This window comes from Streptomyces sp. NPDC101110 (assembly GCF_044759525.1).
Classification (GTDB): domain Bacteria; phylum Actinomycetota; class Actinomycetes; order Streptomycetales; family Streptomycetaceae; genus Streptomyces.
In genome coordinates this window covers 276,800-299,433 of sequence record NZ_JBIVZM010000010.1, presented here as the reverse complement: position 1 = coordinate 299,433, position 22,634 = coordinate 276,800, and the positions used below count along the sequence as shown (strand labels likewise).

Annotated in this window: 19 protein-coding genes and 1 tRNA gene; 11 read left to right on the top strand and 9 right to left on the bottom strand. The window is 69.8% G+C overall.

Features of this window, described 5'->3' with window-relative positions; genetic code table 11:
• Window positions 1-26: 26 nt before the first annotated feature.
• Window positions 27-1,682, top strand: coding sequence for a cytochrome bc complex cytochrome b subunit (locus tag ACIQU3_RS24410; protein ID WP_403729659.1), 1,656 nt, complete (start codon window positions 27-29; stop codon window positions 1,680-1,682).
• Between the two features lie 110 nt (window positions 1,683-1,792).
• Here the strand turns inward: ACIQU3_RS24410 and ACIQU3_RS24405 are convergent, their stop codons facing one another.
• Entirely contained in the window at window positions 1,793-2,680 is an 888-nt protein-coding gene (locus ACIQU3_RS24405; protein ID WP_403729661.1) for a hypothetical protein, read from the bottom strand.
• Between the two features lie 161 nt (window positions 2,681-2,841).
• On the opposite strand from ACIQU3_RS24405, the gene ACIQU3_RS24400 reads away from it, so the two are divergent.
• The 7 genes from ACIQU3_RS24400 (at window position 2,842) to ACIQU3_RS24370 (ending at window position 10,552) form a co-directional block, all read left to right on the top strand.
• Window positions 2,842-3,318 carry a GNAT family N-acetyltransferase gene (locus ACIQU3_RS24400; protein WP_403729664.1) on the top strand — a complete coding sequence of 159 codons (477 nt, stop codon included), beginning with the start codon at window positions 2,842-2,844 and terminating at the stop codon, window positions 3,316-3,318.
• 20 nt (window positions 3,319-3,338) lie between these two features.
• A complete protein-coding gene (locus ACIQU3_RS24395; RefSeq protein WP_403729667.1) occupies window positions 3,339-3,689 on the top strand; it encodes a chorismate mutase in 351 nt (116 codons plus the stop codon).
• Window positions 3,690-3,827: 138 nt separating this feature from the next.
• Window positions 3,828-4,379 (top strand): two-component system response regulator, encoded by a 552-nt coding sequence (locus ACIQU3_RS24390; protein WP_403927717.1) that lies wholly within the window; start codon window positions 3,828-3,830, stop codon window positions 4,377-4,379.
• 67 nt (window positions 4,380-4,446) lie between these two features.
• Window positions 4,447-6,939, top strand: a complete 2,493-nt coding sequence (pepN, locus tag ACIQU3_RS24385) for an aminopeptidase N (RefSeq protein WP_403729673.1) — start codon at window positions 4,447-4,449, stop codon at window positions 6,937-6,939.
• Between the two features lie 15 nt (window positions 6,940-6,954).
• Complete coding sequence (locus ACIQU3_RS24380; RefSeq protein ID WP_403927714.1) at window positions 6,955-7,488, top strand: GNAT family N-acetyltransferase; 534 nt, start codon at window positions 6,955-6,957, stop codon at window positions 7,486-7,488.
• Window positions 7,489-7,766: 278 nt separating this feature from the next.
• Window positions 7,767-9,149 (top strand): pyridoxal phosphate-dependent decarboxylase family protein, encoded by a 1,383-nt coding sequence (locus ACIQU3_RS24375; RefSeq protein WP_403927711.1) that lies wholly within the window; start codon window positions 7,767-7,769, stop codon window positions 9,147-9,149.
• Window positions 9,146-10,552: a lysine N(6)-hydroxylase/L-ornithine N(5)-oxygenase family protein gene (locus tag ACIQU3_RS24370; protein WP_403927708.1), complete on the top strand. Its 1,407-nt coding sequence runs from the start codon at window positions 9,146-9,148 to the stop codon at window positions 10,550-10,552. The genes ACIQU3_RS24375 and ACIQU3_RS24370 overlap by 4 nt, the downstream gene beginning before the upstream one ends.
• Window positions 10,553-10,565: 13 nt before the next feature.
• On the opposite strand, the gene ACIQU3_RS24365 is transcribed toward ACIQU3_RS24370, so the two are convergent.
• Window positions 10,566-12,362: a bifunctional metallophosphatase/5'-nucleotidase gene (locus ACIQU3_RS24365; RefSeq protein ID WP_403729685.1), complete on the bottom strand. Its 1,797-nt coding sequence runs from the start codon at window positions 12,360-12,362 to the stop codon at window positions 10,566-10,568.
• Between the two features lie 164 nt (window positions 12,363-12,526).
• Here ACIQU3_RS24365 and ACIQU3_RS24360 point away from each other — a divergent pair, with 164 nt between their 5' ends.
• Both ACIQU3_RS24360 and pyk read left to right on the top strand, forming a co-directional pair.
• Window positions 12,527-13,243, top strand: coding sequence for an SIMPL domain-containing protein (locus ACIQU3_RS24360; RefSeq protein ID WP_403927706.1), 717 nt, complete (start codon window positions 12,527-12,529; stop codon window positions 13,241-13,243).
• A 166-nt stretch (window positions 13,244-13,409) separates the two neighbouring features.
• On the top strand, window positions 13,410-14,846 hold the full coding sequence (gene pyk, locus ACIQU3_RS24355) for a pyruvate kinase (protein ID WP_403927703.1): 1,437 nt from the start codon (window positions 13,410-13,412) through the stop codon (window positions 14,844-14,846).
• A gap of 7 nt (window positions 14,847-14,853) precedes the next feature.
• Here the strand turns inward: pyk and ACIQU3_RS24350 are convergent, their stop codons facing one another.
• Both ACIQU3_RS24350 and ACIQU3_RS24345 read right to left on the bottom strand, forming a co-directional pair.
• The gene (locus tag ACIQU3_RS24350; protein ID WP_403729695.1) at window positions 14,854-15,597 is read right to left on the bottom strand and encodes a helix-turn-helix domain-containing protein; all 744 of its coding nucleotides are present in this window, start codon (window positions 15,595-15,597) and stop codon (window positions 14,854-14,856) included.
• Window positions 15,598-15,703: 106 nt separating this feature from the next.
• Window positions 15,704-15,778 (bottom strand) — tRNA-Leu (locus ACIQU3_RS24345).
• A 102-nt stretch (window positions 15,779-15,880) separates the two neighbouring features.
• On the opposite strand from ACIQU3_RS24345, the gene ACIQU3_RS24340 reads away from it, so the two are divergent.
• Window positions 15,881-16,537 carry an ANTAR domain-containing response regulator gene (locus ACIQU3_RS24340; RefSeq protein ID WP_403729698.1) on the top strand — a complete coding sequence of 219 codons (657 nt, stop codon included), beginning with the start codon at window positions 15,881-15,883 and terminating at the stop codon, window positions 16,535-16,537.
• A gap of 119 nt (window positions 16,538-16,656) precedes the next feature.
• Here the strand turns inward: ACIQU3_RS24340 and ACIQU3_RS24335 are convergent, their stop codons facing one another.
• The 5 genes from ACIQU3_RS24335 to ACIQU3_RS24315 form a co-directional block, all read right to left on the bottom strand.
• Window positions 16,657-17,373 (bottom strand): ABC transporter ATP-binding protein, encoded by a 717-nt coding sequence (locus ACIQU3_RS24335; RefSeq protein ID WP_361116199.1) that lies wholly within the window; start codon window positions 17,371-17,373, stop codon window positions 16,657-16,659.
• A complete protein-coding gene (locus ACIQU3_RS24330; RefSeq protein WP_189589765.1) occupies window positions 17,370-18,233 on the bottom strand; it encodes an ABC transporter ATP-binding protein in 864 nt (287 codons plus the stop codon). Before ACIQU3_RS24330 ends, ACIQU3_RS24335 begins: the two co-directional genes overlap by 4 nt.
• A gap of 5 nt (window positions 18,234-18,238) precedes the next feature.
• Window positions 18,239-20,053: a branched-chain amino acid ABC transporter permease gene (locus ACIQU3_RS24325; protein ID WP_403729705.1), complete on the bottom strand. Its 1,815-nt coding sequence runs from the start codon at window positions 20,051-20,053 to the stop codon at window positions 18,239-18,241.
• A gap of 4 nt (window positions 20,054-20,057) precedes the next feature.
• Window positions 20,058-20,987, bottom strand: a complete 930-nt coding sequence (locus ACIQU3_RS24320; protein ID WP_190200413.1) for a branched-chain amino acid ABC transporter permease — start codon at window positions 20,985-20,987, stop codon at window positions 20,058-20,060.
• A gap of 137 nt (window positions 20,988-21,124) precedes the next feature.
• A complete protein-coding gene (locus ACIQU3_RS24315; protein WP_403730491.1) occupies window positions 21,125-22,354 on the bottom strand; it encodes a branched-chain amino acid ABC transporter substrate-binding protein in 1,230 nt (409 codons plus the stop codon).
• Between the last annotated feature and the right edge of the window lie 280 nt (window positions 22,355-22,634).

Sequence of the window (22,634 nt, the reverse complement as noted above, 5' to 3'; positions counted from 1 at the left end):
AGGATCCGACGGGGAGGCGACGACGCATGGGCGACGACGGCGCACGACGGGTGTACGGGACGGGCTCCGCTGAGCGGAGACCTCCCGCCGGCAAGGGCGAGAAGCTCGCCGACTGGGCCGACGGACGGCTCGGGCTCTACGCCCTGGCCAAGGCCAACATGCGCAAGGTCTTCCCGGACCACTGGTCCTTCATGCTGGGCGAGGTCACCCTCTACAGCTTCGTCGTGCTGATCCTCACCGGCGTCTATCTCACCCTGTTCTTCGAGCCCAGCATGCAGGAGGTCGTCTACCACGGCTCCTACACCGAGCTCAACGGCGTCCTCATGAGCAAGGCGTTCGAGTCCACGCTGGACATCAGCTTCGACGTGCGCGGCGGGCTGTTGATCCGGCAGATCCACCACTGGGCGGCGCTGGTCTTCATCACCGGCATGCTGGTGCACATGATGCGGGTGTTCTTCACCGGAGCATTCCGTAAACCGCGCGAGCTGAACTGGCTCTTCGGCTGGAGCCTGCTGATGCTCGGCATCATCACCGGCCTCACCGGCTACTCCCTCCCCGACGACCTGCTGTCCGGCACCGGCATCCGCTTCGCCCAGGGCGCCATCCTGTCCATCCCGATCGTCGGGACGTACCTGTCGTTCTTCCTGTTCGGCGGGGAGTTCCCGGGCGAGGACATCATCTCGCGGCTCTACCCCGTCCACATCCTGCTGCTGCCCGGGATCATGCTGGGCCTGGTCACCGCCCATCTGATCCTGGTCTTCTACCACAAACACACCCAGTTCCCGGGCCCCGGACGCCAGGAGCGGTCCGTCGTCGGCATGCCCTTCCTGCCGGTCTACATGGCCAAGGCCGGCGGCTTCTTCTTCCTCGTCTTCGGCGTGCTGGCGGTGATGGGCGCGGTCGCCCAGATCAACCCCGTGTGGGCCTTCGGCCCCTACCGCCCGGACCTGGTCACCACCGGCGCCCAGCCCGACTGGTACCTCGGCTTCTCCGAAGGGCTGATCCGGGTGATGCCGGGATGGGAGATCAACCTCTGGGGGCACACGCTCGTCCTCGGCGTGTTCATCCCCTTCTCGCTGTTCCCGCTGATCCTGCTCGCCCTCGGCCTCTACCCGTTCCTCGAGGCGTGGATCACCGGCGACAGACGCGAGCACCACATCCTCGACCGGCCGCGCAACGCACCCGTGCGCACCGGCCTCGGCGTGGCCTGGCTGACCCTGTACGCGGTGCTGCTGATCGGCGGCGGCAACGACATCGTCGCCACCCACCTCCACCTGTCCATCAACGTGATCACCTGGTTCGTGCGAATCGGCGTCTTCGTGCTGCCGGTCGCCGCGTTCATCGCCACCAAGAAGATCTGCATGGGCCTGCAACGCCGCGACCGCGCCAAAGTGCTGCACGGCAGGGAGACCGGCACCATCAAGCGGCTGCCCACCGGCGAGTACATCGAGGTCCACGAGCCCCTCACCCAGGCCGAACTGTTCACCCTCACCCAGCACGAACAGCACCCGCCCCACGAGATCGGGCCCGAGGTCGACGCCGCGGGCGTCCGCCGCAGGATCAAACGGTCCGAGCGGCTGCGCGCCCGGCTCGCGAAGGCCATGTACGGACCCGACGCCCGCATCGAAAAGCCGACCGTGGAGCAGTACCGCGAGATCACCAGCGGCGAACACCCCCACTGACCGCCGGGATCCGGCGCGCACCCGCCAGGGCCTGTCGTTCGGATCAGGTCGGCCGGAGTGACTGCGCCTCTCGGCCTCCCCGCGACGCCGGCATGAACAAACGACAGGCCCTAGGTGTCGCACTCCAGCACGCTCCGGCACAGCGCACACCGCGCCCGGACCCGCCCCCGCACCGGCAGCCTGATCCGCTGGTGGCACGTGGGGCAGGGGAACGACACCCGCAGCCGGCCGCCCCCGTCGGGGGAGAACGTGTACCGCACCCCCGGCTGCGGCGGACCCGCCGGGGCGTGCCGCCGGTCCCGGGCGTACCGCCGCCGCCCCGCCCACCCCGCCGCCGTCAGCGGAGGCTCCTGCCCGTCACGGCGGGCCAGCTCCCTCCCCTTCACGTACGCCGTGTACGCCTGCGCACTGGTGAACCACACCGACGGGTCCTCCCCGAAGACCAGCGACCGCTTGGCCAGCACGTACCCGAACTCCTCCGGCGTGAGATACCCCAGCTTCTGCGAGGACGCCCCGTCCTCCCGGAACGCGTCCAGCAGCAGCCACCCCGCGCCCAGGTACGTCGTCGCGGTGTCCGTGAGGATCTCGTTGTCCCGCACGCCCGGGAACGACAGGCCGAGCCGATGCAGGTACACGTGCATCACCTCGTGCGCCAGGGCCGCGCCGATGTCCCGTCGATGCGTACGGAACCGGTCGTTCAGCTCCACGAAGTACTCCGGCCCGGCCGTCAGCTCCACGTTCGCCGCGTACCGCATCTCCCGGAAGCTCACGATCAGCCGGGCGTCCGGCAGCCGGTAGTGCCGCACCAGCTCGTGCGCCACCCGCTGCGCCCCCAGATACAGGTCGTCCGTGTCGCAGAACGCCACGTCGACGGGGAGCACGCTGGTCTCGAACGTCCGGACCGTGTCGTACGACAGCCGCCTGTACAACGCCGTGACGGCCGCCCGCACCGTCTCCAGATGCGGGTAGCCGTGCTCCACCGGCCCGTCGCTCGCCACGCCTCACCCCCAAGACGCCCCTGAACCCGGTTCCACTGTACGAGGGCAGCCCCGCCGTGGCCGGGCCCCGGCACGGCGAAAACCGGTCGCCGCCGCTCCGCCCGGCCCCGGCGGCCGAAACCGGTGGCCCCCGCCCGTGCCGCTGCGGCAGACTCCGGGCCGTGACCAGCGAACAGCACATCCCGGCGGGCTCGCTCCGGGTCGGCGGCCGGGACGACGACCTCGAGAAGCGGCTCGACGAGGAACTGACCGCCTTCAACACCGCCGCCGCCGGCGGGGCCGTCACCGAGCCCCTCTCCGTCTCCGTCACCGACGACAACGGCGACCTGGTCGGCGGGCTCACGGCCTGGACCTGGGGCACCCTGTGCTCCGTGGACCTGCTGTGGGTGCGCGAGGACCGGCGGCACTGCGGCTGGGGCGGCCGGCTCCTGCGCGCGGCGCAGGACGAGGCCGTCCGACGCGGCTGCACCGACATGATCGTCTCCACGTACAGCTTCCAGGCGCCCGGCTTCTACCCGAGGTTCGGCTTCCGGGAACGGGCCCGCATCGGGGGCGTCCCCGGCGGTCACGAGGACGTCTGCTTCCACAGACGGCTCACGCCGCCGAAGGATGAGACGGACCTCGGCCGCCCGGCGTGATCCCCGTAGGCTGACGCTCCATGACCACCAGCAACACCGGTTCCCCCGACGTCGACCCCGCCGTCCGCGCAGAGCTCGCCCGGCTGCGCGACAGCATCGACAACATCGACGCGGCCGTCGTCCACATGCTCGCCGAGCGCTTCAAGTGCACCCAGCAGGTCGGACACCTCAAGGCCCAGCACCAGCTGCCGCCCGCCGACCCGGCCCGCGAGGCCCGCCAGATCGCCCGGCTGCGGGCCCTCGCCGAGAACGCCAAGCTGGACCCCGCCTTCGCCGAGAAGTTCCTGAACTTCATCGTCGCCGAGGTCATCCGCCACCACGAGCGCATCGCCGACGAGGCGCTCAACGGCGCCGCCCCGGGCGGCAACTGACTCCGCGCGCGCCCCGGGGGGAGTGACACGGCGGCCCGCCCGGGGCATGCTGCGCTGTACACAGCATGTCAGCTGACGAGCACTGCGCGTCAGTGTCCCGGACTACTCTGGACCTCCACGAGGGAGGGGCGTCGGGCCATGCCGTCGGATACCAGGATCCTCATCGTCGACGACCACGAGGACACGCTGTACGCGCTCGAAAGCGCCCTGGCCCCGCTGGGCTACCTGCTCGGCCGGGCCACCAGCGGCGACGAGGCACTCAAGCAGGTGCTCCGCGGCCAGGTCGGCCTGCTGCTGCTCGACGTGCGCATGCCGGGCGTCAGCGGTCTTGAGGTCGTGCGCTACATGCGGCGCGTGGAGCAGACCCAGCACATCCCGGTGATCCTGCTCACCGGCTTCGGAGCCGACCACGAACTGACCACCACCGCCTTCCGGCTCGGCGTCGCCGACCTCGTCATGAAACCCGTCGACCCCTGGGCCCTGCGTACCAAGGTCCGCTACCTCTACGACGCCCACCGGCGCCGGCTCGCCCTGGAACGGGAGGTGCACCGCCTGCGCGCCCTCGTGGGGGAGCACACCGGGACCGCCGCACACCCCACGCGCCCCGCACTGCCGCACCCCGACGCGCGCGTGCCGACGCAGCGGCCCATGGGGGCGCACGCCGGGGAGCTCGAGAAGGACCGTACCTAGACCGGACATTGGGCACGTACCGATCCGCCTCTGTGCCTTCCCGACGGCATCAGGCAGCATGTCACGCATGTCCGTACTGACGCGCGACGAAGCGCAGACCCGAGCAGAGCTCCTCGACGTCCACCGCTACACGATCGAACTCGACCTGACCGGCGGAGACGAGACCTTCGACTCCCACACCCTGATCAGGTTCGCTGCCCGCGTGGACGGGGACACCTTCGTCGAGCTCAAGCCCGCCGAGCTGCGCTCCGTCACCCTCGACGGACACCCCCTGGACCCGGAGGCCCTGGACGGCAACCGGCTGGCCCTGCCGAACCTCACCGCCGGCGAGCACGAACTGCGCGTGGACGCGCGCATGCGCTACTCCCGCACCGGCGAGGGCATGCACCGCTTCACCGACCCCACCGACGGTGAGACCTACGTCTACACCCAGCTGTTCATGGAAGACGTCCAGCGGGTCTTCGCCGCCTTCGACCAGCCCGACCTGAAGGCCGTCTTCGAACTGTCGGTGAAGGCCCCGCAGAACTGGACCGTCCTCGCCAACGGCATCACCGAACAGGCCGACGGCGTATGGACGGCGGCCCCCACCCCGCTGATCTCCACCTACCTCGTCGCCGTCGCCGCGGGCCCCTGGCACTCCGTGCGCACCGAGCACCGCGGCCTGCCCTTCGGCCTGCACTGCCGCCGCTCTCTCGCCCCCTACCTGGACGCCGACGCCGACGAACTCCTCGACGTCACCCGCGCCTGCTTCGACCGCTACCACGAGAAGTTCGACGAGCCCTACCCGTTCGACTCCTACGACCAGGCTTTCGTCCCCGAGTTCAACGCCGGCGCCATGGAGAACCCGGGCCTGGTCACCTTCCGCGACGAGTTCGTCTACCGCTCCGCCGTCACCGACACCGAACGCCAGACCCGTGCGATGGTCATCGCACACGAGATGGCCCACATGTGGTTCGGCGACCTCGTCACCCTCAAGTGGTGGGACGACATCTGGCTGAACGAGTCCTTCGCCGAGTACATGGGCTACCAGACCCTCACCGAGGCCACCCGCTTCACCGACACCTGGACCGACTTCGGCGTCACCCGCAAGTCCTGGGGCTACGACGCCGACCAGCGCCCCACCACCCACCCCGTCGCCCCCGAGGCCGTCGACGACACCGCCTCCGCGCTGCTCAACTTCGACGGCATCTCCTACGCCAAGGGCGCCGGGGCGCTGCGGCAACTGGTCGCCTGGCTCGGCGAGAAGGACTTCCTCGCCGGCATCAACGCCCATTTCGCCCGGCACAAGTTCGCCAACGCCACCCTCGCCGACTTCATCGACAACCTCGCCGGCGCAACCGACCGCGACGTCCACGCCTGGGCCGACGCCTGGCTTCGCACCACCGGCGTCGACACCCTCACCCCGCGCGTCGCCCCCGGCGAGCACGGCACCTGCACCCTCACCGTCGACCGCACCGGCAGCCGTCCCCACCGCATCGCCGTCGGCCTCTACGACCGGGACCTCGGCGACGACGGCGGCCAGCTCGTCCTGCGCGAAAGCCTCCACCTCGACCTCCCGCACGGCGACGCCCACCCCATCGGCAAGCGCCCCGCCCTGCTCCTCCTCAACGACGGCGACCTCACCTACGCCAAGGTCCGCTTCGACCCCGAGTCCTTCGAAACCGTCCGCAAGGACCTGTCCGGCCTGCCCGAGCCGCTGACCCGCGCGGTCGTCTGGAACGCCCTCCGGGACGCCGTCCGCGACGGCGAACTCGCCCCCCACGCCTACCTGGAGACCGCCCGCGCCCACCTGCCGCTGGAGACGGACCTCGCCATCGTCCAGGGTGTGCTCGCCTTCGCCACCACGTACATCGCCGACCGCTACCTCGCCCCCGAGGAGCGGCCCGCCGCCCTCGCGACCCTCTCCGATCTGTGCCGCGACCTGATCCGCCGCACCGAGGACGGCGACAACCCCGGGCTGCGCCTGATCGCCGTACGCCACCGCATCGACGTGGCCGCCCACCCCGACACCATCGCCGCCTGGCTCGCCGACGGCACCGTCCCCGGCGGCCCCGAACTCGACCCCGAGCTGCGCTGGCGCGTGCTCGCCCGGCTCGCCGCCCTCGGCGCGACCGACGAGGCCGCCATCACCGCCGAACTGGAACGCGACCCGAGCGCCACCGGACAGGAGGGCGCAGCCCGCTGCCGCGCCGCCCTGCCCGACCCGGATGCCAAGGCCCGCGCCTGGCAGGCCATGTTCGGCTCCGACGAGCTGTCCAACTATCTCTTCACCGCCACCGCCCGCGGCTTCTGGCAGCCCGAGCAGGCCGACCTGGTGCGCGAGTACGTCCCGCGTTACTACGCCGACGCGGTCACCGTCGCCGACCGCCGCGGCCCGGCCATCGCCGATGCCGCGGGCCGCTGGGCCTTCCCCGCCCACGCCGTCGACGCCGACACCCTCCGCCTCGGCGAGGAATGCCTGCGCGACGCCGACCCGATCCCCGCGCTGCACCGCAAACTGGCGGACCAACTGGACGACCTGGCGAGGGCGTTGCGGGTCCGGGGAGCCGCAGGGAACTAGGGTCAGGCCGTCGACATGCAGATCAGAACCGGCGTGCGGGGCGATGTGGAGCAGATCGCCGCGCTGCACGCGGAGAGCTGGCGCACCGCATACGCGGGGATCATGCCGGATGACTTCCTGAACGGCCCCCTGTTCGAGGACCGGCTGGCGCTGTGGCACGGGCGGGTTGTCGAGCCGCAGCCGGCCGCAGGACTGTTCGTGGCCGTGGACGGGAGCGGGATCAACGGTTTCGCGTACCTCGCTCCGCGTCCCGACGGCCGTGTCCTCCTGGACAATCTGCACGCCAGACCCGGCCGCACCGGTTCCGGCATCGGGGGCCGGCTGCTCCGACACGCCCTCGCGTGGGCTGCCGCCGCCCATCCCGGGCGTGATGTCTGTCTGGAGGTACTGCGCGCCAACACACGCGCCATCGCCTTCTACGAGCGCCATGGCGCCGTGCGCACCGACGAGCGCGTCTGCCTGTTCGAGCAGGGCTTCGAGCTGCCCGAGTTCGAGTACACCTGGACGGCCGCGTCCGTGCCGACGGCTTCGGACCCGTCGGCACAGTGACCGCGTTCAGCCGGGGTCATGCTCCGGCGGAACCTCGAGCGCCGGGTCGGAGTGAACTGCGCTCGGCGGGACCGGGGTCGAGGAGAACAGCAAGCGGCGACACCGGGCGCTCGGCGGGTGGCTGGTCCCGGTCGAGTGAGATGGGGCGCTCGGCGGGTGGCTGATCCCGGTCGGCGGTCGGGCCGCTCCGGGCGGTTTCCCCCGCGGGAGATACCTCCACCCGGGTCGGGTCGTTGAGCCGTGCGGGCGTATCGCCCCGCTCCCCGGAGGTCAGCCCCATGAGCACGCCGCCCCTCGCCTCAGGCTCCGAAGGGCCCCACACCCTGCGGCCGTTGCTCGGCACCGTCCTCGACGCGCTGGACACCGGCGCCCGGGCGCGGGGCGGGCCGCTGCCGGCGGACGGACCCGAGGCGGTCGCCACGCGGCTCCGTGACGCGGTGGGGGAGATCCTCCCCGAGCAGGGCGACCCCCGCGCCCTGCACACCCTGGTCCGGGCCCTCGCGGAAGGCGCCGCCGACCCGGCCCACCCCCTGTGCGCGGCCCACCTGCACTGCCCGCCCCTCGCCGTCGCCACCGCCGCCGACCTCGCCGCCTCGGCCCTCAACCCGTCCCTGGACTCCTGGGACCAGGCCCCGGCCGCCACCGAACTCGAATCGATCGTCACGCGGACGCTCGCCCGGCGGGCAGGGGCCACGGACGCACTCGTCACCACCGGCGGCACCGAATCCAACCAACTCGCCCTGCTCCTCGCCCGGGAGAGACACGGCGGAGCCGTCCGGCTCGTGCACGGAGCCAACGCCCACCACTCGCTGCCCCGCGCCGCCTGGCTGCTCGGGCTGCCCGCACCCGTCGTCGTACCCGCCCCGGGCGGCACGCTCGACCCGGACGCCCTCGACGAGGCCCTCACCGGCCTGCCCGGCCCGCTGCTCGTCGCCGCCACCGCCGGTACCACCGACGCCGGACGCATCGACCCGCTGCCCGAGATCGCCGCCCGCTGCGCCGCCCACGGCGCCCGGCTGCACGTGGACGCCGCCTACGGAGGAGGCCTCCTCTTCAGCGACCGGCACCGCGCCCGCCTCACCGGGCTGGACGCCGCCGACACCATCACCCTCGACCTGCACAAACTCGGCTGGCAGCCGGTCGCCGCCGGCTTCCTCGCCGTCCGGGACGTCCGCGACCTCGCCGCCCTGCGGCACCACGCCGACTATCTCAACGCCCCCGACGACACCGAGGCAGGACTGCCCGACCTGCTCGGCCGCTCCCTGCGCACCACCCGCCGTCCCGACGTCCTCAAGGTCGCCGTCACCCTCAAGACCCTGGGCCGCAGCGGCCTCGGCGCCCTCGTCGACCGGGTCTGCGACCACGCCCGGCAGTTCGCCGCCCTCGTCGACCGGCACCCCGACTTCGAGCTGCACGCCCCGCCCGTCATCAGCACGGTGCTGTTCCGGCCCACCGGTGCCACCGACGCCGTCGTCGCCGCCGTGCGCCGCGCCCTGCTCACCGACGGCTCCGCCGTCCTCGGCCGGGCCCGCCTGGACGGCCGGCTCTGGCTCAAAGCCACCCTCCTCAACCCCGCCACCGGGTCCGACGACCTGGCAGCCCTGCTGCATCTCGCGGCAGCGAGCCGAGCCACCCTCGTGGAAGGACACACCCCCCGATGAACCCCGCCCCCGCCCCCGACGCCCCCCGCGACCTCGTCGGCATCGGCATCGGCCCCGCCAACCTCTCCCTCGCCGCGCTCGCGCACCCGCTCGACGGCCTCGACACGGTCTTCTACGACCAGAACCCCGCCTTCGCCTGGCACCCCGGCCTGCTCATCGACGGCGCCACCATCCAGGTCCCCTTCCTCGCCGACCTGGTGTCCCTCGCCGACCCCACCAGCCCCTGGACCTTCCTCAACCACCTCAGGTCCCGCGAGCGGCTCTTCCCCTTCTACTTCGCCGAGCGCTTCCACATCCAGCGCGCCGAGTACGACGCCTACTGCCGCTGGGTCAGCGAGAACCTCCCCGGGCTCCACTTCGGCCACCAGGTCGACGCCGTCCGCTGGAACCCCGAACGCAACCTCTTCGAAGTCGACTTCACCCAGCTCGACGCCGACGGGGAAGCGGAAGCCCTCGGCCGGACCCACACCCGCAATGTCGTCCTCGGCATCGGCACCGAGCCCTACGTCCCCGACCCCCTCAAGCCCCTCGTCGAAGCCCCCGGTGTGCCCGTCCTGCACGCCGCCGACTACCTCGGCCACCGCGCCGCGCTCCTCGCCGCCGAACACGTCACCGTCGTGGGCATCGGACAGTCCGGCGCCGAGATCTTCCTCGACCTGCTGCGCCACCGGCCCGCCGGACGCGAGGGACTGCACTGGCTGGGCCGCACCGAGGCCTTCACCCCCATGGAGTACTCCAAGCTCGGCCTGGAGCACTTCACCCCCGACCACACCCGCTACTTCCACGCGCTGCCCGAATCCACCCGTGACCGGCTCGTCGAGGGCCAGTGGCAGTTGCACAAGGGCATCGACACCGCCACCATCGCCGCCGTCCACGACGAGCTGTACCGCCGCACCCTGCACGGCGGCTGGCCCGACGCCGTCCTCACTCCCGGAGTACGCGTCCGCACCGCAGGCCGGGTCGCGACGACCAAGGTGGAACTCCACCTGGAGCACGGCCCGCAGGACAGCCGCTCCCGCCTCACGACCGACGCCGTGGTCCTCGCCACCGGCTACCGCGAGCGCCCCCTCGACCGGATCCTCGCCGGCCTCGACCCCTACATGCGCCGCGACAACCGGGAACGGCCCCGCATCGACGAGGACCACCGGCTCGTCCTCGACCCGTCCGTCACCGGCACCGTGTACGTCCAGAACGCCGAGACCCACACCCACGGAGTAGGGGCCCCCGACCTCGGCCTCGCCGCCTGGCGCAGCGCCATCATCCTCAACTCCGTGACGGGCGGGGAGGCCTACGCACTCCCCGCCCGCACCGCCTTCACCACCTTCGGCCTCACTCGGCGGGCCCACGTCCCGCCGCCCCGCGAGGCACCGGCTCTGACCCCCCTGGTCGACGACCGGAGGTGACGAAGCGCGCGGCTCAGAACACGGGCGTGCCGTTACGGGTGAGCTTCCAGTCCACCCCCGCGAACGCGGCCGGGTCGATCGACCCCTTCGCCTTCACCCAGGCGATCATGGTGTTGCGGATCTCCTCCGAGTTCGACCACAGCACCTGGGCCGCGGCGACGTGCGGGAAGTTGCCGCCACCGTTGGCCCGGTAGTTGTTCACCGCGAACACGAACTTCGCGTCGTCCGCCAGCGGCTGCCCCTCGAAACGCACGTTCGTCACCCGCGACCCGGCCGGCTTCGCGATGTCGATCTCGTACGCCAGACCGCTCACTACGTCGTAGTTGTAGTCCGGCGTGCCGCCCGCGTTCGTCAGCTTCGCCGGATCCACCGGGGCGTCCGCAGCGGTCTGCACGTAGTAATTCGCCGAGAACTCCAGGTACGCCTTCATCTGCGCACCCGTCATCAGACGCGCCTCCAGCGTGTTCTCGAAGACGTACAGACCCGCCACGTCCCGGATCGTCACCTGGCCCGCCGGGATCCGGGCACTGCGCGAGAAGCACGCCGCCTGCGACAGCACCGGCAGCGCGGCGTGCTCCGTGCCCGCCAGCGCCTGCTTCACCGTGTCCGCCTGGATGTGGTTGATCAGGTCGATGATCGGCACGTCCTTGTACGGCGCCTCGGCCGACGTCATCTCCGCCGCGTTCGTGCCGATGACCTGGTTGACGTACGCCACGACCTTCTCGTGCTCGTCCGCCAGCAGCTTCGTGATCTTCGGGTCCTCCTCCACGGTGTTGGAGTTGAGGACCTTCGCACCGACCTTCTCGACCTTCCAGCAGCCCTTCTCCCAGACCAGCTCGAAGTCGAACAGCGTCAGCCGCTGACCCCACTTCAGCGGCTCCGACAGCACGACCTGCTTGCCGGTCTTCTTGTTGGTGACGAAGTACTCGGGGATCTCCGTGTGCGCGTGCCCGACCAGGATCGCGTCGATGCCCGGCACCTGCTCGGCCACCAGAGCGGCCGCGTTCTCGATGTACGGCAGCTGGTCACCGTAGGACGACTTCCCCGACGAGCCGCTGTGCGCCGACACGATGACGACGTCCGCGCCCATCGAGCGGAGCTTCGGGACCCACTTCGCCGCCTGCTCCTCCAGACCCGGGAACGTCATCTTGCCCTGCACGTTCGCCTTGTCCCAGATCGCGATGCCCGGGTTGGTCAGCCCCAGCACCGCCACCTTCACGTCCCGCCCGTGCGGCGTGCGCAGCCGGTGCATGCTGTACGGCGCGAACGCCGGCCGCAGCGTCTTCGCGTCCAGCGCGTTCGCACCCAACAGCGGGAAATCGCACTGCTGCTCGAACTTCCGCAGCACCGGGATGCCGTAGTTGAACTCGTGGTTGCCGAGCGCGGCCGCGTCGTAGTCCATCGCGTTCATCGCCTGCGCCATCGGGTGCACCGGCCCGCCCTTGGCGGTGATCGGGTCCACCTTGGCGTAGTAGTACGACAACTGCGTGCCCTGGATGGTGTCGCCCGCGTCGATCAGCAGCGTGTTGCGGCGGCCCTTCTCCGCACGGACCCGGTTCACCAGCGTCGAGACCTTCGCGAGGCCGACGTCGTTGTGGTCCTTGTCGTCGAACTCCTTGTCCGTGAAGTAGTCCCAGTTGAAGACGTTGCCGTGCAGGTCCGTCGTCCCCAGCACCGTGAACGCGTACCGCTTGGCGCCCCGCTGCGCCTCGGCCGCCTGTGCACCCGGCGCCGAGACCGCACCGGCCAGCGCCACCCCCGCCCCCGTCACGGCGGACTTCTCCAGGAACTTCCGGCGGTTCAACGGCATGTCTGGCTCCCCTTGCGGAATCTCTGAACGACGCGCGTAGATAACGCGCGTAGATTCTGACCCGTCCATGACCTGCCGCAACAGACCCGGCAGGTTGCGATCTGATGACTCGGACCCCCGCATCACCGGCCGCCAACCAGCCCAGACATGACAGAGTGGGGCGTATGACCGCGGCCACCCCAGATGCCTCCCAGCCCGCCGTCCCCTACGGCACGCCCGATGCTCCCCGCATCGCCGTCCGCGGCGAGGCCCGCCTCGAAGTCGACCCCGAGATCGCCCGCATCGGCATCACCGTCGCCGCCCGCGGCCGCGACCGCCGCTCCGCCCTCGACGACCTCACCCGCCGCAACACCGGCGTCCTCGACCTCGTCAAGTCCTACGGCGACGCCGTCGAACGCCTGGAGACCGGCGCCTTCTCCATCACGCCCGAACTCGCCAAGCACGGCCGCGGCGAACGCGTCCGCACCTACCACGGCAACGTCCGCGTCACCGCCGAACTCACGGACTTCACCGCCCTCGGCGAACTCACCACCCGTCTCGCCGACCTCGAACTCACCCGCGTCGACGGCCCCTGGTGGACCCTGCGCCCCGACTCACCCGCCCACCGCGAGGCCAGGAAGAGGGCCGTGCACGAAGCCGTCCAGCGCGCCCGCGAATACGCCGAAGCCCTCGGCACCAGCCTCTCCGCCCTGGTCGAACTCGCCGACATCGGCGCCGAGAGCGCCCCGCCGGCCTACCCCCAGGCCCCGGGCCGCATGCGCTCGGCCGCCTTCGCCGGCGCCGCCGAGGACACCCCGGCCCCCCTCGACCTCGAACCCCAGCGCCAGCGCGTCCACGCCGCGATCAACGCCCGCTTCACCATGGTGCCGCCGCGCCTGTGACCCCCTCGGCGGAGCAATCCCCGAAAACGCGAACGAATTCCTGCGCGTGCTCATCGGAGCGCTCTCCCGCACAATTCAACACTTGTCAATAACGCTTCACGCAAAGTCTGTTGAGTAGTCATGCCCGGCCAATTCGCTACCAGTCGGTAACTCATAGGCTCTTTTCATGCGCCGAGCGAAAATCGTCTGCACCCTGGGACCCGCCACCGACTCCTACGACCGGATCAAAGACCTGGTCGACGCCGGAATGGACGTAGCCCGATTCAACCTCAGTCACGGCGGCCACGCCGAACACGAGGAGCGCTACCACCGGGTGCGCAAAGCAGCCGACGAGACCGGACGCAGCGTCGGCCTCCTCGCCGACCTTCAGGGCCCGAAAATCAGGCTCGGCCACTTCACCGAGGGCCCCGTACTCCTTGAACGCGGCGACACCTTCACCATCACCGTCGAGGACGGCGCCGAAGGCGACGGACGCATGTGCGGCACCACCTACGCCGGCCTCGCCGCCGACGTCACCACCGGCGAACGCATCCTCGTCGACGACGGCAAGGTCTGCCTCAAGGTGACCGCCGTCGACGGCCCCCGCGTCCACACCACCGTCCTCGAAGGCGGCATGATCAGCGACCACAAGGGCCTCAACCTCCCCGGCGTCGCCGTCTCGGTCCCCGCCCTCTCCAAGAAGGACGAGGACGACCTCCGCTGGGCCCTGCGCACCGGCTTCGACGTCATCGCCCTGTCCTTCGTCCGCTCCGGACGCGACATCCAGGACGTCCACCGCATCATGGACGAGGAAGGCCGCCGCCTCCCCGTCATCGCCAAGATCGAAAAGCCCCAGGCCGTCGAGAGCATCGACGACATCGTCGCCGCCTTCGACGGCATCATGGTGGCCCGCGGAGACCTCGGCGTCGAAATGCCACTGGAACAGGTCCCGATCGTCCAGAAGCGCGCCGTCAAACTCGCCAAGCGCAACGCCAAGCCGGTCATCGTCGCCACCCAGATGCTCGACTCGATGATCGACAACGCCCGCCCGACCCGGGCCGAGGCGTCCGACGTCGCCAACGCGGTCATCGACGGCACCGACGCGGTGATGCTCTCCGGCGAGACGAGCGTCGGCAAGCACCCCGTCGAGACGGTCCGCACGATGGCGCGCATCGTCGAGGCGGCGGAGGAGGACATCCTGGCGAAAGGCCTCCCGCCCCTGACCGAACGCAACAAACCCCGCACCCAGGGCGGCGCGGTGGCCCGGGCGGCAGCCGAGACGGGCGACTTCCTCGGCGCTCGCTTCCTGGTCGCCTTCACCCAGTCCGGCGACACCGCCCGCCGCCTCTCCCGCTACCGCTCCCCGATCCCCCTCCTCGCCTTCACTCCCGACCAGGCGACCCGCTCCCAGCTCAGCCTGACCTGGGGCGTCGAGACCTTCCTCGGCCCCTGCGTCGACTCCACGGACGCGATGGTCGACCAGGTCGACGAGCTGCTCCTCCGCTACGGCCGCTGCCGCCCGGGCGACACGGTCGTCATCACGTCCGGCTCCCCGCCCGGCGTCTCCGGCTCCACGAACATGGTCCGCGTCCACCACATCGGCGAGGACGACATCCCGAAGTAGAACACCGTCAGTACTTGGGCCCGACGTGGGCGTCCATGAGGGCTACTGAGGCTTTGCGGGCGACGGAGACGTTGCGCGCGTTCGCCATCTTCCAGTCGACGCCCACCTGGTCCAGGGCTGCCGTGAAGAGGCGGATAATGTCGGGCGAGAGGTTGGTGAGGAAGTACCGGGGATATTCATAGCGCTTGTGCTCACCGGCGACGGTGCGAGTCGTCCAGTTCGTGACGCGACAGCCGTCGGAATGGATGAGGCCGCGGATGAACTCCCAGGGATGGGCGTCCACGAGCTCCTGTTGCCAAGGTTCGAGAGTGATGAGTCGCTGGTGCTTCCGGCCGCGGCCGTGCTGGGGGAAGAGAGCCGGCCAGCTCCGGGAATAGCTGGTCACCATGACGCAGCCCTTCTTCCGCGCGAGGTAGACGCCTGCGCCGGGGCGCACCCTTCTGATGGCCTGACGGCACAGTTCGATGAGGCCGGGCCAGGCGTCGGCGCAAGCGATCCTGAGGTAATGGCCGCCGCGCGGGTGGGCGCTGATGCAACCGTCCCCCAGGTAGAGACCCAGCAGATAGCAGTAGGCGGGGCCGTCGGCCGGCGGCCCGGGTGGCGGGGGCCCTTCGCGTGGCGATGGTTCGAGACGTTGATGCCAGGAGCGGAGGGCGGCGCGCGAGATTCCTGTCTCGCGGCTCACCGAATTCAGGCTGCGGCCCTGGGCCACGAGTGCGAGTGCCCACTTGCGTGTGCTGACGTCGTACATGGGGCCACTGTGAATCGCTGGTCACGCCGACACGCAGAAAAAAGCGGATGTTCACGAGAACGTGGACATCCGCTGAGAAGTGCTGACCTTGGAAACCAAGGAAAAGTGCCCCGGGTCGGACTCGAACCGACACTGTATGGGTTTTGAATCCATTGCCTGCTGCCAATTGGGCTACCGGGGCCCAGTGAATCCAAGGTCAACCTCGACCCACTGCCTGACCACCATACCGCAGCTAGGTACGCTCTTGGGAGCAGTACCGGCCTGCCCCTACCAAGGAGCCCACGTGAGTGCCCCCGAGTCGCCCCAGCCTGTTGACGTGCCTGAAGAGGACAAGTCGCACGTGCCCCCGATGACGACGCGGGTCGTCATCGCCGAGGACGAGGCGCTGATCCGGCTCGATCTCAAAGAGATGCTGGAGGAGGAGGGGTACACCGTCGTCGGTGAGGCCGGGGACGGTGAGCAGGCGGTGGAGCTGGCGCGCGAGCACCGGCCCGATCTGGTGATCCTGGACGTGAAGATGCCGAAGCTGGACGGTATCTCCGCGGCCGAGAAGATCGCGGAGGAGAGCATCGCGCCGGTGCTGATGCTGACCGCGTTCTCGCAGCGCGACCTCGTGGAGCGTGCCCGGGACGCGGGCGCCATGGCGTATCTCGTGAAGCCGTTCAGCAAGACCGACGTCGTGCCCGCGATCGAGATGGCCGTCTCGCGGTTCACGGAGCTGAAGGAGCTGGAGAAGGAGGTCGCCGACCTCACGCTCCGCCTGGAGACGCGCAAGCTGGTGGACCGGGCGAAGTCGATTCTGCAGACGGAGTACGGCCTGTCGGAGCCGGCCGCTTTCCGGTGGATCCAGAAGACGTCGATGGACCGGCGGATGTCGATGCAGCAGGTTGCGGAGGCGGTCATCCAGGACGCCGACGAGAAGAAGGCCGACAAGGGCTGAGGGCCCGGTGCGAGAGGCCCGTTCCCCTTCTGCATGAGAAGGGGAACGGGCCTCTCGGCATAACCGGCCTCGGTATGACCGGCCTCGGTGCAACGGGCCTCTCGGCGTACGGACGGGCTTCAGTCCTCGCCCAGGTACGCCTTGCGCACCGACTCGTCGTGCAGCAGGTCCTGGCCGGTCCCGCTCAGGACGATGTTGCCGACCTCCATGACGTGTCCCTGGTCGGCCAGGGACAGCGCCGCCTGGGCGTTCTGCTCGACGAGGAGGATCGTCGTGCCCTGGGACTTCAGCTCCGAGATCGTCGCCATGATCTTCTGCATCATGATCGGGGAGAGGCCCATGGAGGGCTCGTCGAGCATGAGCAGCTTCGGCTGGGACATCAGTGCGCGGCCCATGGCGAGCATCTGCTGCTCACCGCCCGAGAGGGTTCCGGCGGCCTGCTTGCGGCGTTCCCCGAGGATGGGGAAGAGGTCGTAGGCGCGCTGGATGTCCTTCTCGATGCCGTCCTTGTCCTTGCGGAGGAAGGCTCCGAGCTGGAGGTTCTCGGCGATGGTGAGGCGGGGGAAGATGTGCCGGCCCTCGGGGGAGTGGGCGAGGCCGAGGGCGACGATCTTGTGGGCGGCGATGCCGTTGAGCGGCTTGCCGTCGAAGAGGATCTTCCCGGAGGTGGGCTTCAGCAGGCCCGACAGGGTGCGCAGGGTGGTCGTCTTGCCGGCGCCATTGGTGCCGATGAGGGTGACGACCTGGCCGGCTTCGACGCTGAAGGAGATGCCTTTGACGGCTTCGATCTTGCCGTAGGAGACCCGGAGGTCCTCGACCTCGAGGAGTGCGGTCACTGGGCTTCTCCCTTGGTGCTGCTGGTGGTGCTGGTCGCGTCGGCGGCGGCTTCGGCGGCCTCGACCTCGGCGGCTTCGGCTTCGCCGGGGTCGCCTTCGAAGGGTTCGCCCAGGTAGGCGGCGACGACGCGCTCGTCGGCCTGGACGACTTCGGCGGTTCCCTCGACGAGCTTCTCGCCCTGGACGAGGACGGCGACGCGGTCGGAGAGGTTGAAGACGAAGCGCATGTCGTGCTCGATGAGGAGGACGGCGATGCCCTTGTCGCGGATGGCGAAGACGAGTTCCTCGGTGGCCCTGGTCTCCTGGGGGTTCATGCCGGCGGTGGGCTCGTCGAGGAGCAGCAGGCCGGGCTCGGAGGCCATGGCGCGGGCGATCTCGAGCTTGCGCTGTTCGCCGTAGGGGAGGTTGCGGGCGAGGTGGTCGCGCTTGTGGGCGAGGCCGATGAACTCCAGGAGTTCCATGGCCCGTTCCTCGCTGGCGCGTTCGGCCTTCTTGAAGCCGGGGCCGCGCAGGAGGGCGGACCAGAGGCCTTCCTTGGTGCGGGTGTGGCGGCCGACGAGGACGTTCTCCAGGACCGTCATGTTGGCGAACAGACGGATGTTCTGGAAGGTGCGGGCGATGCCGGCCTGGGTGACCAGGTGGGGCTTCGGGGGGAGGACGGTGCCCTTGTAGGAGACGGTGCCCTCGGTGGGGACGTACAGGCCGGTCAGGCAGTTGAAGAAGGTGGTCTTACCGGCGCCGTTGGGGCCGATGAGTCCGACGATCTCGCCGGCGTTGACCGTGAAGTCGACGGAGCGTACGGCGGTGAGGCCGCCGAAGCGCATCGTGACGTCGCGTGCTTCGAGTACAGGTGTGGTCATGGTTCTTACGCCCCCGCCTTGGTGACGGCCGGTTCGTCGGTCAGCGTGGTCTGTTTGGGTACGTCGAGTTGGCCGGTCTCGTGGAATTCGAGCTGGCGCCGGCGGTTGGCGATGATGCCTTCGGGGCGGAAGCGCATCAGGAGGATGAGCGCGATGCCGAAGGCGAGGAGCGACTTGTCCTGGAGGAAGACCAGCTTCTCGGGGAGCAGGTAGAGCAGGGCCGCGCCGAGGAGCGGTCCGGCCACGGTGCCCATGCCGCCGAGGACGACCGCGGCCAGGAGGAACGCGGAGTTGGGCGGGGTGGAGCCGGCGAACTGGTACGGCGTGGGGACGACGCTGTAGGTGACGTGGGCGCTGACGGTGCCGGCGAGGCCGGCGAGTGAGGCGCCGAGGGCGAAGGCGACGAGCTTGACGCGGAAGCCGTTGATGCCCATGGCGGTGGCGGCGGTCTCGTCCTCGCGGATGGCGATCCAGGAGCGGCCGATGCGGGAGTCCGCGGCCCGTGTGTAGACCAGCACCACGATGGCCATGATGAGGACCATCAGCAGGTAGTAGTTGGCGAAGCGGCCGAGGGTGAATCCGCCGATGTCGTGGGCCTGGCCGAGGTTGAACCCGAAGAGGTTCAGGTCGGGGATGGAGGGGATGCCGTTCGGGCCGTTGGTGACGTCGGGTCCGGAGTCGCCGTCCATGTTGTTGACGGCGATGCGGAAGATCTCTCCGAAGCCGAGGGTGACGATGGCGAGGTAGTCGCCGCGCAGGCGCAGCGTCGGGGCGCCGATGAGGACGCCGAAGACGAGGGAGGCGGCGGCGCCGGCGAGGGCGGAGGCCCAGAAGGGCAGGTGGACGCCGGAGATCGTGGAGAACTCGGAGCCGGAGACGAGGGCGGCGGTGTAGGCGCCGACGCCGAGGAAGGCGACGTATCCGAGGTCGAGGAGTCCGGCGAGGCCGACGACGATGTTGAGGCCGAGGGCCACGGTCCCGAAGATCAGGATGTTGACGCCGATGTTGGCGTAGTGGTCGTCGGTCTGGGTGAAGGGGAAGGCGATGGCCGCGGCGAAGCCCATGGCGAGGGTGAAGCTGCGGTTGGCGGCGACGAGGGCCGAGAAGCGGTCCATGAGGCCGGCGGTGTGCACCGCCCACATCGCGAAGGTGACGACGAAGAGGTAGCCGATGAAGAGTTCGCCGTACTCGGTGTCGATGCCGTAGGTGAAGACGCCGAGGCCGATGATGGTGACCACGGTGATGACGGCCCGCTGGATCCAGGGCGCGATGGCCTGGGCGGCGGGGATGCGGTCGGGCTTGGCCACGTAGGCCTTGAGGACGTCCTTGGTGCCGTCGGTGCCGGTGCGCTCCTGGGGGAGGGCGAAGGCGCCGATGACGGGCAGCAGGGACGTGACGGCCGCGATCCAGCCACCGGGTTCGAGGTTGACGACGCCGCCGAGCTTGGCGCTGATGGCGATGACGGTGAACCAGGTGACGGCGAAGCCGCCGAGCGCGGTGAGGACCAGGGGCGCGTTGTTGCGGGCGGGCAGCAGCCAGCCCAGGCCGCGGACGCCGTAGGAGGCGAGCGCGAACAGGGCGGTGAGGACGCCGGCGGTGAAGGTCAGCCACTGCAGGCCACCGGGGTAGCCGTTGATGGTGAGGTCGCCGGGGAACTCCGCGGTCCAGGTCCAGGCGAGGAACGCGGAGGCGGCGGTGGCTATGCCGCCGGCGAGCAGCAGGCCGCGGGCGGCGGCCGTGGGCAGCGGGATGAGGCCGCGCAGTGCGGGCGTCGGGGTGGGGACGGCGTCCGGCACTTCGGTCTTGGTCGTCTCGGTCATGTGATCACGCCCTGTCCGCGACGCGCTCGCCGAGCAGGCCCTGTGGCCTGAAGAGGAGCACGAGGATGAGGAGGCAGAAGGCCCAGACGTTCGCCCAGCTCTGGCCGCCGAGCTGCTGCATGCCGGGGATCTCGTCGATGTAGGCGGAGGCGAGGGTTTCGGCGATGCCGAGGACGACGCCGCCGAGCATGGCGCCGTAGATGTTGCCGATGCCGCCGAGGACGGCCGCGGTGAAGGCCTTGAGGCCCATCAGGAAGCCCATGCGGTAGTCGACGTTGCCGTACTTGAGTCCGTAGGCGACGGCTGCGACGGCCGCGAAGAAACCGCCGATGGCGAAGGCGATGACGATGATGCGGTTGGTGTCGATGCCCATCAGCTGCGCGGTGTCGGGGTCCTGCGCGGTGGCCTGCATGGCGCGGCCGGTGCGGCTGCGGCGCACGAAGAGGGCGAGGGCGGCCATGCAGATGACGGCGGCGAGGATGAGGAAGATGTCGGCGTCCTTGATGGTGACGGAGCCGATGTCGTGGGTGGCGTCGAGGCCGGGGAAGGCGCGGGCACGGTCGGCGCCGGGGTAGAAGTTGCGCACGACCTCCTGGAGGGCCAGGGAGAGGCCGATGGCGGTGATGAGCGGTGCCAGGCGTGGTGCTCCGCGCAGTGGCCGGTAGGCGAACCGTTCCGCCCCTACGGCGATGAGGATGGCCACGAGGGCGCCGCCGAGGAGCATGAGGGGTACGGCGAGGGCCATCGAGGTGCCGTCGGGCAGGATGTAGAAGTAGACCGTGAGGGCGCCGAAGGCCCCGGTCATGAAGATCTCGCCGTGCGCGAAGTTGATGAGCTGGACGATGCCGTACACCATCGTGTAGCCGATGGCGATCAGCCCGTACATCGAGCCTAGAAGCAGCCCGTTGGCCAGCTGCTGCGGCAGGGTGTTCACCGCATGGCCTCCATGTCGCTGGTGGTCGTGTGCACTGGATGTGTGCGTGGTCGTGTGCTGTGTGGGGGTGTGGAAACGGGCCGCGCGGTCGGGGTCCCCTTCCGCGCGGCCCGTGGTGCGGCGTTGTGGCGGGCCGACTACTTCAGGTCGGCGGTACCGGTCTCCACGTCCTTCCAGGCACCCTTCTCGACCTGGTAGACCGTCAGCTGCTTGTTGGTGGTGTCGCCGTACTGGTCGAAGGCGATCTTGCCGGTGAGGCCTTCGAAGTCCGACTTCTGGACACCGTCGACGACCTTGGAGCGCAGGTCGTTGATGTCGGTGGGGACCTTGCCGCCGTTGGCGTCCGCGGCGGCCTTCACGGCCTTGATGATGGCGGTGGTGGCGTCGTAGGCGTAGGCACCGTACGCGCCGTAGTCGCCCTTGTAACCCTTGTCCTTGTACGTCTGGATGAACGTCTTGGCCGCGGGCAGGGTGTCGGCGGGGACACCGATGGCGGTGGCGAGGTCGCCCTCGGAGGACTTGCCGGCGGCCTCGATGTAGGTGGAGGCGAACATGCCGTCGCCGCCGAACAGCGGGACCTTGGCGCCGGTGTCCTTGAGCTGCTTGGTGATCAGGGCGGACTCGTCGTACTGGCCGCCGTAGTAGACCAGGTCGGCACCGGAGTTCTTGATCTTCGTGGCGAGCGAGCCGAAGTCCTTGTCGCCGGTGTTGACGTGGTCGGTGGCCACGACCTTGCCGCCGAGCTTCTTGAACTGCTCGGCGAAGATCTTCGCGAGGCCGGCGCCGTAGGTCTGCTTGTCGTCGACGACGAAGGCCTTCTTCTTCTTGAGGCCGTTGTACGCGTAGCCGGCGGCGAAGCTGCCCTGCAGTTCGTCGGTGGTGGCGGTACGGAAGTACGTCTTGTAGGGACGCTTCTTGTCCGTCTGCCAGTTCTTGCCCTGGGTCAGCTCGGGGTTGGTGTTCGCCGGGGAGATCTGGACCATGTTGGCCGAGGCGAAGACCTGCTGCATCGTCTGGGCGACGCCGGAGTTCAGCGGGCCGACGGCGCCGACGGCGGTCTTGTCGCCGACGATGCTGGTGGCGTTGGACTGGCCGGTGGCGGGCTGCGCCTTGTCGTCCAGGGCCTTGAGCTTGAACTTGACGCCGGGGACCCAGTTGTTCTTGTTGGCGTCGTCGATGGCGATCTGGGCGCCGTACTGGATGCCGAGGCCGGTGGTGGAGTTCTCACCGGAGAGGGGGGCGTCCACACCGATGGTCAGTGTGGTGCCGCTCCCGCCGTCTCCGCCCTTGTCACCGCTGTCGTCTCGGGAACCGCAGGCGGTGAGAGTCAGAGCTCCGGTCGTGAGAACGGAGGTAAGAATCACCAAGGAACGCTGTCGCACAATCAGTCCTTTCACAGGCAGGCCCCGCCCTGGTCGGGGGGTGAGTGCCGCGCTGGTACCGAACTCCCGATGTGGAGCGGTGACTGGCCGTGACTCTAAGCCCGGGGTTAGGGCAGGGTCAGCGGCGCGGGCTCGCTTGTGACTTTCTTGTTATGACGGCGTGGATGACCGGTCCGGGCGGCGGGCCGTCTCGGCGGGTTTGGTGGATTTTCGCCGAAGTCCGCATTCTGAGAACGCGCACTTCCGGTTGGCCCTGGCTGAGATC